Consider the following 13,262-nt stretch of genomic DNA (forward strand, 5'->3'; position numbering starts at 1 on the left):
GAACATGAAATTTTCAAGAAGAGATTTTTTGAAGGCTATAGCAGTTTCGGCCGCCATGCTGGCTGCCGGCTGCGGCAACAAGCGTGACACGCAGAAGGGCCCTGTGGAGCAGAAGGATGCGGAGAAGTGGGTCAAGGGCGTCTGCCGCTACTGCGGCACCGGTTGCGGCGTGCTGGCAGGTGTCACTGGCGGCAAGATCGTAGCCGTGAAGGGTGACCCGGATTGCGCCGTGAACAAGGGCCGTCTCTGCGTCAAGGGCATCCTGCTGCCCAAGATCATGGATACCAAGGACAGGGCCAAGAAGCCCCTGATCAGGAAGGATGGCAAGCTGGTGGAGGCCAGCTGGGATGAGGCCATGAACCTCATTGTGGAGAAGTTCAAGGAATCTATCGAGAAATACGGTCCGGACTCTGTGGGCTTCTATGGCTCTGGCCAGACCTTTGCCGAGGAAACCTACACCATGCAGAAGATTTTCCGGGCTGGCATCGGCACCAACAATGTGGAGGGCAATCCCCGCACCTGTATGGCCAGCGCCGTGGCGGGCTTTGTCACCACCTACGGGGCTGATGAGCCCATGGGCACCTATGCGGATATCGAGGCGGCGGATACCTTCTTCCTCATTGGCTCCAACTCTGCCGAGGCTCACCCGGTGCTGTTCTCCCGCATTGTGGACAGGAAGAACAGCGACCCCAATGTGAAGATCATCGTGGCAGATCCCCGCAAGACCCGCACGGCGGATATTGCGGACTATTATCTGCCATTCATTCCCAGCCGGGATCTGGCCATGATGAACGCCATGGCCCAGGTCATTGTGGAGGAAGGGCTGACGGACGAGAAGTTCATCGCTGACCATACGGAGTTCATGAAAGGGGCCAGCGACAAGCTCACATACGAGGAGTACAAGGCCTTCCTGCAGGATTATACCCCGGAGAAAGTGGAGGCAGCCTGCGGCATACCTGCCGCAACCATCCGCGAGGTGGCCAGGCTCTTTGCGGACCCCAAACGCAATACCATGTCCATGTGGTGCATGGGCTTCAACCAGCGCACCCGGGGCGTGTGGGCCAACAATCTGGTGCACAACCTGCATCTCCTGACGGGCAAGATTTGCAGGCCTGGCAATACGCCCTTCTCCCTGACAGGGCAGCCCAGCGCCTGCGGCAGCGTCCGCGAGACTGGCGGCCTTTCTCACATCCTGCCCGCCCATCGTTTTGTGGCCAACGAGAAGCACAGGAACGAGCTGGAGGAGATCTGGGGCGTGCCCAAGGGGACTATGCCTTCCAAGCCCGGCTACCACACCCTGGAGATGTTCAAAGCCGCCGTCACTGGCGACCTCAAGTGCCTCTGGGTCATGACCACCAATCCGGGCCAGTCCCTGCCCAACCTCAATTACTACCGTCCCGGCATGGAGAAGGTCTTCCTGGTGGTGTCGGAGGCTTATCATCCCACCCGCACTTCGGAACTGGCAGATGTGGTGCTGCCCGCCGCTCTCTGGATGGAAAAGGAAGGCGTCTACGGCAACGGCGAGCGCCGCACCAACCATATCGCCAAGGCTGTGGAGCCTCCCGGTGAGGCCAGGTCTGACCTGGAGACCATCATCGACTTCGGCAAGCGCATGGGCTTTGAGAAGCTGGTGCCTTTCAAGACCCCGGAGGAGGTTTGGGCAGAGTATCAGAAGTGCCAGGCTGGCACGGATATGCAGATGGCTTCCTACAGGCGCCTGCGTGAAGGCCACGGCTTCACCTGGCCTGTGGCGCCGGACCCCGACAGTTCCCCCGAGACATATATCCGCTATGCGGAGGGGTATGATCCCTATGTGAAGGAGGGGGAGGGCATCAAGTTCTACTGCCGCAAGAACAACAGGGCTGTCATCTACGCACGGCCCCAGATTGACGCTCAGGAAATGCCTGATGCAGAATATCCCTTCTTCCTCACCACGGGCCGCATGCTGGAGCATTGGCATACTGCCACTATGACGGGCAACGTGCCGGAGCTGAAAAACGCTGCTCCTGAGATGTATGTTGAAGTCAACGAGGAGGATGCCAAGCGCCTGGGCATCAGTGAGGGCGATTTGGTGAACATCACCTCCCGCCGGGCCACCTGCAAGTTCAAGGCCAAGATCAACGGCCGCGGCAAGCCCATGCCGGGGCTGGTGTACGTCTCCTTCCACGACCCGGAAGACGACCGCCTTATCAACAAGGTACTGCTGGATGCCTTCGACCCCGGCTCCAAGCAGCCGGAGTACAAGGTCTGCGCTGTGCAGATTGCCAAGGCATAAAATGTATAGCAAGGGGCTGTTGCACGTTTTCATTACGTGCAGCAGCCCCGTTTTGCTATGTACAAGAAGAAGGATTTTCACAAAGGGTGGAGAATAGATAACAGGATTCATTTTGTCTAAGGAGGAAGGCGCTTTGCGGTTTGTAACAGTGAGGGTATCCTTACTATTTTCTTAGAGGGCGATATTGATGCCCAAAATGCTGCAGATATTCACCCTGGCAGACCATATCAACTTCGCCATAGAGCGCCTGCAGAAGAAACTGGTCATCACCAACAGGTCCCTGTGGGGTATCAAGAGCTGCTACAGCAAGGAATTTGCGGTAGCAGAGAAATGCCTGGCCTGTCTCAATGAGACCCTCAAGGTGAACCTGCCGGAGGAAGAGGCGGCCAATATCGCCTTTCATATTGCCAACGCCGAGGAAGCCCACGGCCAGGACTACGACAGCGCCAGGAATGCCAAGCTCATGGGGGAGATTGGCAACATCGTCTGCTACTCCCTGCACAAGAAGCTGGACAAGGAAAGCCTCCATTATAACAGATTCATCACCCATATCCGCTTCTTCGTGGAGCGCTTCTTCACCAACCAGATGCTCACGGATGACATCCTGCCGGAAAGCATCGCCGGCAAGTACAAGACAGAGGAAGCGGTGGCGGAGAAAATCAGGCAGCATCTGCTGAACAGGTATGAGAAGGAAATCAGCGAGGAAGAAAAAGCCTACCTCGTCATCCACATTTCCCGCCTGGCCAGAAGTTAAAGCAAGGCCCCGGTGCCAATGGAACCGGGGGCTGCTTTTTGTGGTGATTTGTAAGTTTTCTTGACAAAGAATTTATACAATGGTATGATAATTCTGACTTAAGTTTCAATCTACAACAGCATAAGGAAGGGTCAGGTGTCGGAAGACTCAATAAGGAAGTCCGGTGCGAGGAAAGTCCTCAAGTCCGGTGCGGTCCCGCCACTGTAACAGGGAGCAGTCCTGCATCCATGCCACTGGAGGAAACTCTGGGAAGGCGCAGGAGGGTGATGAACTGGAGCCAGGAGAATTGCCTGACCAACAATTTTAATTTTGACATTACGTCACGGGGGAAGATGCTGGCTTCCCTTGATACATAAGGCTCTGCCGTTTTTGGGGCAGGGCTTTTTTGATGGTTTTTTCCATGTTGTGTAGCCAGTGTATAGCCACAGGGTTATGAGGTTTTTGGGGTGGTCTGGGCCTCCTTTTTGGGGGAACTGGCGAGAAGTTCGGTCAGGCCTTCTTCCAGCCAGGTGCCGACTTTTTCCTGCTGGGCTTCGTCGTCAATGTGAGTGTAGATGTCCATGGTGATTCTTATGCTGGCGTGGCCCAGCTGGTTCTGTATGTCCTTGAGGTCGAAGCTGTGGGAGTTTTTCATGCGGCTGGCCATGTCGTGGCGGAGCATGTGGAAGGTGCTGCCTATGGCAAGTTTCAGCCGGAGGCGGCGGAAGTAGTTGCTGAAGCGGGCGGGGTTGATGGGCGCGCCGTTCCATTGGGTGAAGATGAAGCCTTTTTCCTGCCAGTCTGGCACCAGCAGGCGGTGCTCAAGCTGGATCTTGCGGTAGTGCTGGATTTCCTGGCAGAAGTAAAGGGGTAGGGGCAGCACGCGGTTGCTCTGGTCGGTTTTAGTATCGCCCAAGAGCAGGGGGACGGTTTTCCCCTCTTTTTTCATGCCTGTGGAAAGGGCGTGCTGGATATGGATGGTTCCTCCTGTCACTTTGCCATTGTCGCCTTTGGTGATGGCGAGGTCTTCCCAGCGGAGGGCAAGGAGTTCGCTGAGGCGGGCGCCGGTGACGTATTCTGTGAGAATTATCCAGCGCCAGCAGTAGTAGACTTTGCTTTTGTGTTCCAGAAGCCTTTTCCAGTCTTCGGCGCTGGGTTTGGCAAAGCCCCGTTTCTGGGGGCGTTTGGGCAGCTCCAGGTCAACGGCGGGAGAGTATTTCAGCAGGCGGCATTTCACCGCTTTTTTCATCAGCGCTCCCATGAGCAGGCGGAAGATATCGGCAGTGCGGTATTTGTCCCGCAGGGGGCCGAAGATTACGCCCTGAATGTCTATTTCTGTGAGTTTTGAGAGGGGGATATTGCCGATGGTGGGCAGAGCGTAGTTGCTGAGGACACTGCGGTAAATCCTTTCAGTGTTGGGACGCAGCCTGGGGGCGACATAGACTTCCAGCCATTTTTCTATCCATTGCCCGGTGGTCATCTTGTCTGCTTCGAGGCTCATCTGGCCTGTGTATTTTTCTTTGAGTGCTTCCAGCGCTTCCAATGCTTCCTGCTGGCTGTGGGCATACTTCACCTTACGGAGGGGCTTGCCTTTTTCGTTGTAGCCCAGCCTTATGGCGGCTGCCCAGAGTTTGCGGGATTTCACATAGTAGATGGTTCCTTCGTGATCGGCTCTTTTGCCGCCGCGTTTTTTTGTTTTCGGGTTCTTTTTGGTAAGGTCACTAAGATTGGTTGTCATTTTTCCTTCCACTCCTTTTGGAAAAAGTGAGCTTCGGGAACGGTGTCGTGTTTCTTTTCTTGTGGATAAAGTTGTGGATAAACCTGTAGATAACCTGTGGACAAAATGTGGATAACTGGAAAGCGGGCACAAAAGCGGGTACTATTGCGGGTACACTTTCGGGTACAAAAGCGGTCCTATTATGCCCGGTCGGGGACTGGGAAGCCTTGATTTCACTGGCCTTACGGTGCCCCTAAGATAAAGATAAAGACATAGACAAAGACTTTTAGTAATAGTGACGGGGTTAGTTGTTCTTTTCCATGAGTTTGTCCACCAAAGACTGGACGATGGCCCGGGAGTCTTCGGGCAGGTTTTGCATGCGGCTGGCCAGGCGGTCAGCTGCTTCTTTTTTGGAGACACCCAGGAGGTAGTCTGCGCTGACTTCAAAGAAGTCTGCCAGCACGGGAATCTGGTTGAGAGGCGGCAGGGCGCGGCCCTGTTCCCAGTTGGCGTAGGAAGCCACGGCGATGCCGCAGATCTTGGCCATGTCGTTCTGGCGGAGGCCCTTGTCTTCCCGCAGTTCTTTGAGGCGGGTGCCGAAGGTCTTGCCGAAGGTCACGGGTTTTTCAGTTTCTTTCTCGTTCAATTTCTGCACCTCCTTTTGGTAGTTCTGGTTTCCGTCCGGAGGGGACGGGAACGCACACTATTCTTTGTATCATTGTAACACAATATGGTAAAAAAAGCTATTGTTTAATGTATCGTAGCAGAAAAAACTAGACAGAAGGGAACATTGGTGCTATTATGGTAGCAGATAAAGCTATAGAAAACGGTTCACTATGCAAAATGTACCATGACATTTGTAATGGATTAGAAAGAGCCGGGGCTTTATCACTTTGGGAAGGGTGTGGTGTGTTGTGGAAGATGAAAAGATTTTGCTGACCGTCAAGGAGTTTGCCCGCCTGTCGGGGCTGGGGGTGAACTGTGTGCGAAGCCTGGTGCATGTGGAGGGGTTTCCGGCGCTGAAGAACGGCAGGAAGTACATGATCCACCGCCGGGCGGCTTCTGAGTGGCTGGAGCAGCAGGCCCGCTGCGCCAGCGTCAGCTGATGGACGCGACTGGGGGCTGGCTGAATGAAATCCGCTATTTCTACAAGCGGCAGGTAGCTGTGCCCCTGTCGCCTCATGCCCAGGCATTATGGCACTGGCTCATGTGGCGGGCCAATAATGTGTTCTGGCAGTTCCCTTTGCGGCTGTCTGTGCCGGAGATGGCCGGGGGCACGAAGATGAGTGCTACCATGGTGAAAAGGGCCAGAACAGAGTTGGTGGCGGGCGGGTATCTCCTGCATGAGGCTTATGGGGGCAACCGCGCCGGGGGCTACTGGCTCCTGTCCTGTGTCAGCCCTGGCAAAGCACTGGCGGCTAAGGGCAGGTTCAAGGAAGATGAGAAAAATGAAGGGAGGTGATTATGGCAAGGAGGTTTGATTTTCACGAAAAGAGGGATTTTATGTTTAACAAGAGAGAAAATGAGATTACCGGAGCTGACGCAGTGGACTGCTTAATCTTGCTATGCCTGCAAGAATCGCCTGACCTGTTCGAACTGGGACCGGAGGGCGCGGGCACCAAAGGAGTGTGCCTTGCACGCATAGCACCTGCAGACGCAGTCTTTTTGGATAAAGGGAAGGGGGAAGCCGGAAGTGGGAAGTGAGCTTATGGCAAAGGCAGATTGCCCCGAGGGGCTGGTGGAAATGCGGCTGGACTGCTGGCAGGTGGCGGCTCTTGACCGGGCCTTGGGGAAAATGCCCGGCAGGGGCGTCATCTGCGCCAGCTGGTACAGGCTGGGAATTGAACACAGGGAGGAACTGGCGGTGGGCAGGCCTGTCACCTTCACCCTGCCGGACAGGCTGGGTGTACCGCCAAGGGGATTTGGCGGCACTCCGGATATCCGGGCGGAATGGCTGCCTGTCTTTATGCAGGCTTTGGAGCAGGACGGAGAGGCGCGGCTGGCAGGGCTTTTGCTGGCGGTCTATGAGGCCATTGCCTGGGGCTATGCCGCGGAGCTTTATTTCTATGACGAGCTTTTCGACCTGGCCACCATCATGGGGAGGCAGAGACTCTTGAAAAGGCAACGGGTTATGGAGGAAATGCACGGCCTGCCCGCCCTGCCAGTTGGTCAGAAGCTGGAAAAGGAGGCGTGAGCCATGCTTTCAGAAAAGGCAGAGAGACTTTGGGCAGATTTTCGGCAGAATGGGGGCGGCAAGCTGACGGAGTGGGAAATCCTGAAGCGCACAGGCTTTTCTCACGGCAGTTTCTGCGCGGCCAGGAGGGAACTCATCGGCGCGGGGCTGCTCACCCTGGGTAAGGACGGGAAGCAGACAGTCTACATTCTGAGACGGGAGGGATAGGCCATGAAGGTGTTTGTGAATCCGGGACACGCCGCAAGCGGGGAGCCTGACCCGGGGGCGGTGAATGCGGAGCTGGGGCTGCGGGAGTGCGACCTTGCCCGGGCCGTCGGAGAACGTGCGGCAGAGTTTTTGGAAATGGCAGGGTGTGAAGTGCGGTTGCTCCAGTCGCATAACTTGGCGGGGGAAAGTCCGGGCTACCAGAATGTGACGGAGTGCGCCAACAGCTGGGGGGCGGACCTCTTTGTGTCCATTCACTGCAATGCTTCAAGGCTCCACAATGCCAGAGGCTTCGAGGCTTTCTGCTATGACGCTGACGGGGAGGGAGGCAAGGCGGCCTTCTTTATCCAGCAGGAGATTTTCAAAGGGGTGCGCCCCTTCGACCCAGGCTTTTGGGACAGGGGGGTGAAGGTCAACCGCAGCTTCGCGGTGCTGAGGTGTACCGCCATGCCCGCGGTGCTGGTGGAGACTGGCTTCATCGACAACCAGCAGGACGCAGAGCTGCTTACGGAGCACAGGGAGGAAATAGCCACTGCCATCGCACGGGGCGTGACTGACTGGTGGGGGATAAAATAATTGCAGAAAGTTCTTGCAATCATATTGTCAACCTGCTAGGATAAAGTCAACAAAATAACATTGCTGCTGGAATGACGGCAATAAAGCTGTGGTATCACGCCCCTGCAGACAGGGCTTGATATATTTTGGTTGTCATTCCGTCAGAGGCCCGGAGCGGATGACAGCCCCGGGCCTTTGGCTTTTCTCTTATGGAAAGGAGAATTACTATGGCAGCAACAGTAACCGCCAGCACCACCACCTTGAAGCTCATGGTGTAGAACGGCATTGGCAAGGCAGGCAACCCCCTCTACGCCACCCGCAACATTCCCAGCATTGCCCCGGGACTTAGCGACGATGACGCCCTTGAGCTTGGCAAGGATTTGGCCAGCCTCCAGAGCCACAACTTTGGCTATGTCCAGCGGGTCAATACCATCAACCTGCACGAAGCGTAAGGAGGGCTAAAAAATGCGTACACTTACCATGACTTTCAAAATGGAGACCGGCAGCACCAAGACCTACACCCTGCAGGATCCTGCCGAGGGGCTGACGGACGCCGCCGTGCGCACTGTCATGCAGAAGATGATTGACAAGGAGGCCGTGTCCGTGAGCGGGGAAAAGGCCATGGAAATCAAGGAAGCCTACATCAAGATCAGCGACCGCGAGGAGCTGGCGTAAGAAGGTTTCTGCAAGGCAGGAGGCCCCGGGAGACCGGGGCTTTTATTGTAGGGGTGATGATGATGGAGCAGACAGCACTCACCGCCATTTCCACCGTGGGGTTCCCGATTGTGGTGACATTTTACCTGCTCACCAGCTTCCAGAAATCTATGGACAGGCTGAGCGGGGAGATAGCCCGCTTGACGGAGTTCTTGCAGGGCATGGAAAGGGAATACAGGAAGAAGTGACGAGGCCGGCATTATGCCGGTCTTTTTATGTGGGGCGGAAAATTGAGGCTGGAAGACTGTCTTTTATGTTATGAATACATTACATAATTTATTGAAGTCATTCAATCTATGTTATATAATAGATACATAGAAAGGGTGAGGAACATGGAAGCAAAGGCATTGGGCGAGAAACTGCGGCAGCTGCGTCTGGAGAGCAAAATGAGCCAGGAGGCGGTGGCTGAGGCCCTGCATGTGAGCAGGCAGAAGTATATCCGCCTTGAGAAGGGGGAAAATGACCCCTCCTTGGTGGAGCTGAACCGGCTGGCCCTTATTTTCCATACCACCGTCAGTGGTCTTCTGGCAGAAGAAGAGGAGGAGCAGGAGGTTGTTTCCTTCTACCGGGCTGCAGACGATTCCCCGGAAATAAGCTACATCAACGACATGATTGACATGTTTTTCAAGAACAAGCGGGTACACAGCAGGAACTGAGGGGGCGGCATGATGGACGAAAGTAGGAAGCGGGTCATTGAGGCCAAGGCTTGGGAGTGCCGCCCCAAGGGGATTTACGGCATAGAGAATCCCTTTTTGATTGCCAGGGAAATGAAGTGCTATCTCTTCCGCTACCCCATTGGGGAGGACAAGACATTGGGCCTCTCCCAGCGGCGCCCGGAGGGCAAGGTGATCTTCACCAATTCTTCGGCCATGCTCTGCCGGGAGATTTTCACCTTTGCCCATGAACTGGGGCATTTGCAGCTCCACGGGGAGCTTTTTTTCAAAGATGACAAGATGAATATGAGCCAGCGGATTGAGCGGGAGGCGGATTATTTTGCCTCCTGCTTGCTGATTCCCCGCAACGCCCTGACCAATTATCTGGTAGATGCCTGCTGGTATGGCAGCCAGGAAGATGTTGACCCCTTGACGGTGGCCATGGTCATGAATGAGTTCCGGGTAAGCTCTGCCACAGCTTTGATTGCCCTGCGGGAGTATGGGCTGATTGATGTCAGGCTCGAGGAAATCCTGCGGCAGGAGCTGGAGGGCAATGTCAAGAAGTACCTGCGGGCAGCCCAGGGGGACGACAGCCTCTTGAAGCCTGCCCAGGTCATCAAGTACCCGGCGGAGTTCTTGAAGATTATCCGTGACAACTACAAAAAGAACAAAATCCCCAAGTCCATGGCAGAAGCGTTCTGTGCCTTTACCCTGACGGACTTTGGGACGGTTTTCTCCCATAATCCCCTGGACGATGAGGAAACGGGCCGGAAGGTGGGATTGGTGTGAGCACGTGCTTTGAAAGTGCCTCTTTGGACACCAATATCCTCATTCATTTGTGGAAGTCTGAGACCGAGGCCATGCTGGGGCAGATGTTTGGGAAGGTTTATGTGTACCAGTGGCTGCTTGATGTGGAGCTTCAAAACCATGCGGACGGGCCCTTGATTGCCAAGATTGTTGATTCAATGGACACGGGCTTTTTGATGCCGGTGGATGACCGGGCCTTGAAGAAGCTGGGACTTTTTCAGGCTTTCAGGGAAGCCTACGAAGATGTTTCCATGTTCTTCTCCGGCCCCGACACCGGCGAGGGCTTTGCCATTGCCCTGGCCAAAGCCTTCGGCATTCCTGTGCTGGTGACTGATGATACCAAGAAGGAGGGCCCCAAGTGGTATCTGAACCTGAGAGCCCAGAAGCCCTTCGGCTTCTCCAGCGACGAGGTGCTGGTGGTGAACTACCTGCAGGGAGAGATTGCCGAGGAAGAATACCTGCGTCAGTTCAAGGCGGTAAATGAAGCCAACGGCCTGAACTGGCGGGCCAGGGTCTGCCTTGACCGCTTCGAGAGAAGGTTTTTGGGGGAAGCTGTGCCCGAAGCTCCCGGCTCCCTGCGGGATCACCAGTGGATTGAGGATTTTGCCGGAAAGTTCCATGTTGATGTGGAAGAAAAATTAAGGCGGCTGCGCGCAAGCCTGCCGACGAAGCCCGTGGCAGAGCATAGCCCCAGGACAAGGGAGGAACTGCTGCTGTCGGATTATCCCTTGGGCGGGGCAAAAGAGACGGAAGAGATACGGGAAAGCTATCGGAGGCTGTATCGGTTTATCCGGGGGCGGAAGATGACGCTGGAAGTTTCGGCGGATATTGTGATTGCTTGCGTGCTGGATAGAATGGGATATGGGCAAGGGGAGATTGAGGAGACTATTGCTGCCCTGGCCCCCAAGGCAGAGAGCAATCCTATGTATCACAGGCTGGTGGTTATGAGGGGGAAGGGGTTCGAGGATGAAGAGGTGATTGAGAAGTGCCGGGAGGCGGTGAGGAAAATAGGATAGGAGAATGGGCCCCGGGTGACCGGGGCTTTTATTTTTGGATATACCTTATGCCAAATTTATAAAATCATTTTTTTAATTGAAATTTTATGAATATATGGTATAATGTGGCTATAGACGATAAGACATTGCTTTGTTCGGTACAGAAGTATGTTCATGATGTAGTTTTAGAAGATGGCCGCCACAAGTTATAAATGTCTGAAAATTAAGGAGACGTGATACAGTGGCATATAAAGAATACATCGCTCATATACGTAAAAAGGACGGAAAAAAGCAGACTGTGTTTGTTCATTTGAAGGAAACAGCAGAATTAGCAGCAGAGTTTGCAGATAGCTTTGGGGCCAGGGAACTTGGGTATCAGTGCGGGCTGTATCATGATATAGGCAAATACTCAGACTTGTTTCAAGGCTATATCCGCGGAGAGAACAACTATCATATAGATCATTCTTCAGCTGGTGCTCAAGTGTTGTGCAAGATGAAATCCTTAGGCTGTTTGCAGGCGTTCTGTATAGCTGGACATCATGCAGGGTTGCCTAATTTGGGCGTATCTAGCGACCTTAAGACAGAAGCTACACTTTATGGGCGTCTAAAAAAGGATGTAGAGGACTATAGTTATTACAAAGGGGAGGTGCCTCCACCGAAAAATACCCTATCGATATCGACAATGGTATCAAAGTATCCGTTCAGTGCTATGTTTTTTGCCAGAATGGTGTTCTCCTGCTTGATAGACGCTGATTATTTGAATACGGAAAAGTTTATAGAAGATGGGAAAGTAGACCGTACAGGGTACGATTCCATACGAGATATCGCCGATAGAGTCTTTAAAAAGCTAGAGGAGAAGGGCTTTACAAATCCTGAAGGGAAGAAGGAAATCAATCAAAAGAGAGCTTTTATTTTGAATTCCTGCCTAAAAGCGGGACTGGGTCCCTGTGGCATGTATACGCTGACAGTGCCCACCGGTGGGGGCAAGACCCTTTCTTCAACGGCCTTTGCTTTAAAGCAATGTGTGGCGAATAATTTAAGACGAATTATTTACGTTATACCATATACCTCAATTATAGAGCAGACAGCGGATACGTTGCGTGATTACGTCAATCTGAAGTATAAAGGAAGCATAGATAATGTTTTAGAGCATCATAGTGCTGTCAATTACGATGATGATTCTGATTCGTCTAAGCTTGCCAAATTGGCTACAGAAAATTGGGATGCACCTCTTATAGTGACAACTAACGTACAATTCTTTGAGTCATTATTTGCCAATAGGACCTCTAAGTGCAGAAAACTTCACAATATTGTCAATTCGTTGATAATATTTGATGAAGCCCAGATGTTTCCTGCAGAATATATGGTGCCAATATTATCCTCCCTGGCAGAGCTTACAAATGCTTATGGCTGCTCATGCCTGCTGGCCAGTGCGACCCAGCCACCGTGGCAGGAACTATTCAGCAAGTATTCTAAAATCTGGCCAGTAGAATGTCGGGAGATAATGACGGGCATTCCTGAAATGTATAGTTTTTTTAGGAGAACAAATTATGTTTCTCTGGGAAGCTGTTGTGTCAATGATATAGCAGAGCACATTAAAAAGAATAATCAAGTGCTATGCATTGCGAAAACTAAAAAAACAGCGGATATGATATATCAGAAGCTTAAAGGAGAGAAAGGGGTAATTTATCTATCCACGAATCTGTATCCTGCACATAGACGTAGGGTTATCAAACAAATTCGTAGAAGATTGAATAGCGAGGAGAAACCGCCGTGCCGGGTGATTTCTACTTCAGTTATTTCTGTAGGTGTAGACTTGGATTTTCCTGTAGGTTATGTCGAAATGACTGCTTTGGATGCAATTCTTCAAGCAGCAGGCAGGGTCAATAGGGAAGGAGATAATTCATGGTATGATTCCAAGGTATATGTTTTTTCCTTGAAGGATCAATTCTCATCTTTTAGGATGCAGGAAATCGAAGCTACTAAAAAAGTACAAAGTGAGATACAAGATATCTTTACACCAGAAGCTGTAAACAAATATTTCAGTTTTTTGTTTGCGGTCAAAGGAAATGGAATTAATGCGTTGGATGATAAAGGGATTATGGGGACACCCGTAAAGCATTATGCTTTTAAGGATATAGCTCAGATGTTCAAACTGATTGAAGAAGATACTGTGTCAGTGCTGGTGCCACGGCAAAGAAAAGCAAGATGCATTTCCGGTTTGCTGTGTAATGGGGAAAGAAATCGTGACATTATGAGAAAAGCTGCAGCTTATATAGTAAATGTCCGTAGAAGTGATTTTGAAAAGTTAAACAAAGACAATAATCTTGAGGTGTTGGACAATGAACTGGCAATTTTGAGGAAGCTTAGTTTATATGATAAGGTTCAAGGCTTAATCATGCCAACTAGCTAAGA

Annotated in this window: 17 protein-coding genes and 1 riboswitch; of the genes, 14 read left to right on the top strand and 3 right to left on the bottom strand. The window is 52.5% G+C overall.

Features of this window, described 5'->3' with window-relative positions; translation table 11 throughout:
* The first annotated feature begins 4 nt into the window (after positions 1 to 4).
* Positions 5 to 2,275, top strand: coding sequence for a molybdopterin-dependent oxidoreductase (locus BLW59_RS01695; RefSeq protein WP_074695630.1), 2,271 nt, complete (start codon positions 5 to 7; stop codon positions 2,273 to 2,275).
* 187 nt (positions 2,276 to 2,462) lie between these two features.
* Complete coding sequence (locus BLW59_RS01700) at positions 2,463 to 3,029, top strand: BglG family transcription antiterminator (RefSeq protein WP_074695632.1); 567 nt, start codon at positions 2,463 to 2,465, stop codon at positions 3,027 to 3,029.
* A 116-nt stretch (positions 3,030 to 3,145) separates the two neighbouring features.
* Positions 3,146 to 3,338: riboswitch (cobalamin riboswitch) on the top strand.
* 121 nt (positions 3,339 to 3,459) lie between these two features.
* Here BLW59_RS01700 and xerC read toward each other — a convergent pair.
* Together xerC and BLW59_RS01710 are read right to left on the bottom strand one after the other, a co-directional pair.
* Positions 3,460 to 4,746 carry a site-specific integrase gene (gene xerC, locus BLW59_RS01705; protein WP_074695634.1) on the bottom strand — a complete coding sequence of 429 codons (1,287 nt, stop codon included), beginning with the start codon at positions 4,744 to 4,746 and terminating at the stop codon, positions 3,460 to 3,462.
* Between the two features lie 283 nt (positions 4,747 to 5,029).
* Positions 5,030 to 5,371 carry a helix-turn-helix domain-containing protein gene (locus tag BLW59_RS01710; RefSeq protein ID WP_074695636.1) on the bottom strand — a complete coding sequence of 114 codons (342 nt, stop codon included), beginning with the start codon at positions 5,369 to 5,371 and terminating at the stop codon, positions 5,030 to 5,032.
* A 268-nt stretch (positions 5,372 to 5,639) separates the two neighbouring features.
* On the opposite strand from BLW59_RS01710, the gene BLW59_RS01715 reads away from it, so the two are divergent.
* The 6 genes from BLW59_RS01715 to BLW59_RS01740 are packed head-to-tail and all read left to right on the top strand — an operon-like array spanning position 5,640 to position 7,699.
* Entirely contained in the window at positions 5,640 to 5,831 is a 192-nt protein-coding gene (locus BLW59_RS01715) for a helix-turn-helix domain-containing protein (protein ID WP_175463331.1), read from the top strand.
* Positions 5,792 to 6,187: a helix-turn-helix domain-containing protein gene (locus tag BLW59_RS01720; RefSeq protein WP_139283498.1), complete on the top strand. Its 396-nt coding sequence runs from the start codon at positions 5,792 to 5,794 to the stop codon at positions 6,185 to 6,187. Before BLW59_RS01715 ends, BLW59_RS01720 begins: the two co-directional genes overlap by 40 nt.
* A gap of 2 nt (positions 6,188 to 6,189) precedes the next feature.
* Positions 6,190 to 6,429 carry a hypothetical protein gene (locus BLW59_RS01725; RefSeq protein WP_074695643.1) on the top strand — a complete coding sequence of 80 codons (240 nt, stop codon included), beginning with the start codon at positions 6,190 to 6,192 and terminating at the stop codon, positions 6,427 to 6,429.
* A 4-nt stretch (positions 6,430 to 6,433) separates the two neighbouring features.
* Positions 6,434 to 6,919 carry a hypothetical protein gene (locus BLW59_RS01730; RefSeq protein ID WP_074695645.1) on the top strand — a complete coding sequence of 162 codons (486 nt, stop codon included), beginning with the start codon at positions 6,434 to 6,436 and terminating at the stop codon, positions 6,917 to 6,919.
* A 3-nt stretch (positions 6,920 to 6,922) separates the two neighbouring features.
* Positions 6,923 to 7,126 carry a hypothetical protein gene (locus BLW59_RS01735; RefSeq protein WP_074695647.1) on the top strand — a complete coding sequence of 68 codons (204 nt, stop codon included), beginning with the start codon at positions 6,923 to 6,925 and terminating at the stop codon, positions 7,124 to 7,126.
* A gap of 3 nt (positions 7,127 to 7,129) precedes the next feature.
* Positions 7,130 to 7,699 (top strand): N-acetylmuramoyl-L-alanine amidase family protein, encoded by a 570-nt coding sequence (locus tag BLW59_RS01740; RefSeq protein ID WP_074695649.1) that lies wholly within the window; start codon positions 7,130 to 7,132, stop codon positions 7,697 to 7,699.
* 94 nt (positions 7,700 to 7,793) lie between these two features.
* Here the strand turns inward: BLW59_RS01740 and BLW59_RS17635 are convergent, their stop codons facing one another.
* Complete coding sequence (locus BLW59_RS17635) at positions 7,794 to 7,970, bottom strand: hypothetical protein (protein ID WP_175463332.1); 177 nt, start codon at positions 7,968 to 7,970, stop codon at positions 7,794 to 7,796.
* Positions 7,971 to 8,143: 173 nt separating this feature from the next.
* Here BLW59_RS17635 and BLW59_RS01750 point away from each other — a divergent pair, with 173 nt between their 5' ends.
* The 6 genes from BLW59_RS01750 (at position 8,144) to BLW59_RS01775 (ending at position 13,260) form a co-directional block, all read left to right on the top strand.
* Complete coding sequence (locus BLW59_RS01750) at positions 8,144 to 8,353, top strand: DUF2922 domain-containing protein (RefSeq protein ID WP_074695651.1); 210 nt, start codon at positions 8,144 to 8,146, stop codon at positions 8,351 to 8,353.
* 62 nt (positions 8,354 to 8,415) lie between these two features.
* Entirely contained in the window at positions 8,416 to 8,580 is a 165-nt protein-coding gene (locus tag BLW59_RS01755) for a YvrJ family protein (RefSeq protein WP_074695912.1), read from the top strand.
* A 144-nt stretch (positions 8,581 to 8,724) separates the two neighbouring features.
* Complete coding sequence (locus tag BLW59_RS01760; protein ID WP_074695653.1) at positions 8,725 to 9,048, top strand: helix-turn-helix transcriptional regulator; 324 nt, start codon at positions 8,725 to 8,727, stop codon at positions 9,046 to 9,048.
* Positions 9,049 to 9,057: 9 nt separating this feature from the next.
* Positions 9,058 to 9,834 carry an ImmA/IrrE family metallo-endopeptidase gene (locus tag BLW59_RS01765; protein ID WP_081348332.1) on the top strand — a complete coding sequence of 259 codons (777 nt, stop codon included), beginning with the start codon at positions 9,058 to 9,060 and terminating at the stop codon, positions 9,832 to 9,834.
* The gene (locus tag BLW59_RS01770; RefSeq protein WP_074695657.1) at positions 9,831 to 10,868 is read left to right on the top strand and encodes a hypothetical protein; all 1,038 of its coding nucleotides are present in this window, start codon (positions 9,831 to 9,833) and stop codon (positions 10,866 to 10,868) included. Before BLW59_RS01765 ends, BLW59_RS01770 begins: the two co-directional genes overlap by 4 nt.
* A 220-nt stretch (positions 10,869 to 11,088) precedes the next feature.
* Positions 11,089 to 13,260, top strand: a complete 2,172-nt coding sequence (locus BLW59_RS01775) for a CRISPR-associated helicase/endonuclease Cas3 (RefSeq protein WP_081348333.1) — start codon at positions 11,089 to 11,091, stop codon at positions 13,258 to 13,260.
* The last annotated feature ends 2 nt before the right edge of the window (positions 13,261 to 13,262 follow it).

This window comes from Selenomonas sp. KH1T6 (assembly GCF_900108415.1).
GTDB lineage: Bacteria > Bacillota > Negativicutes > Selenomonadales > Selenomonadaceae > Selenomonas_B > Selenomonas_B ruminantium_A.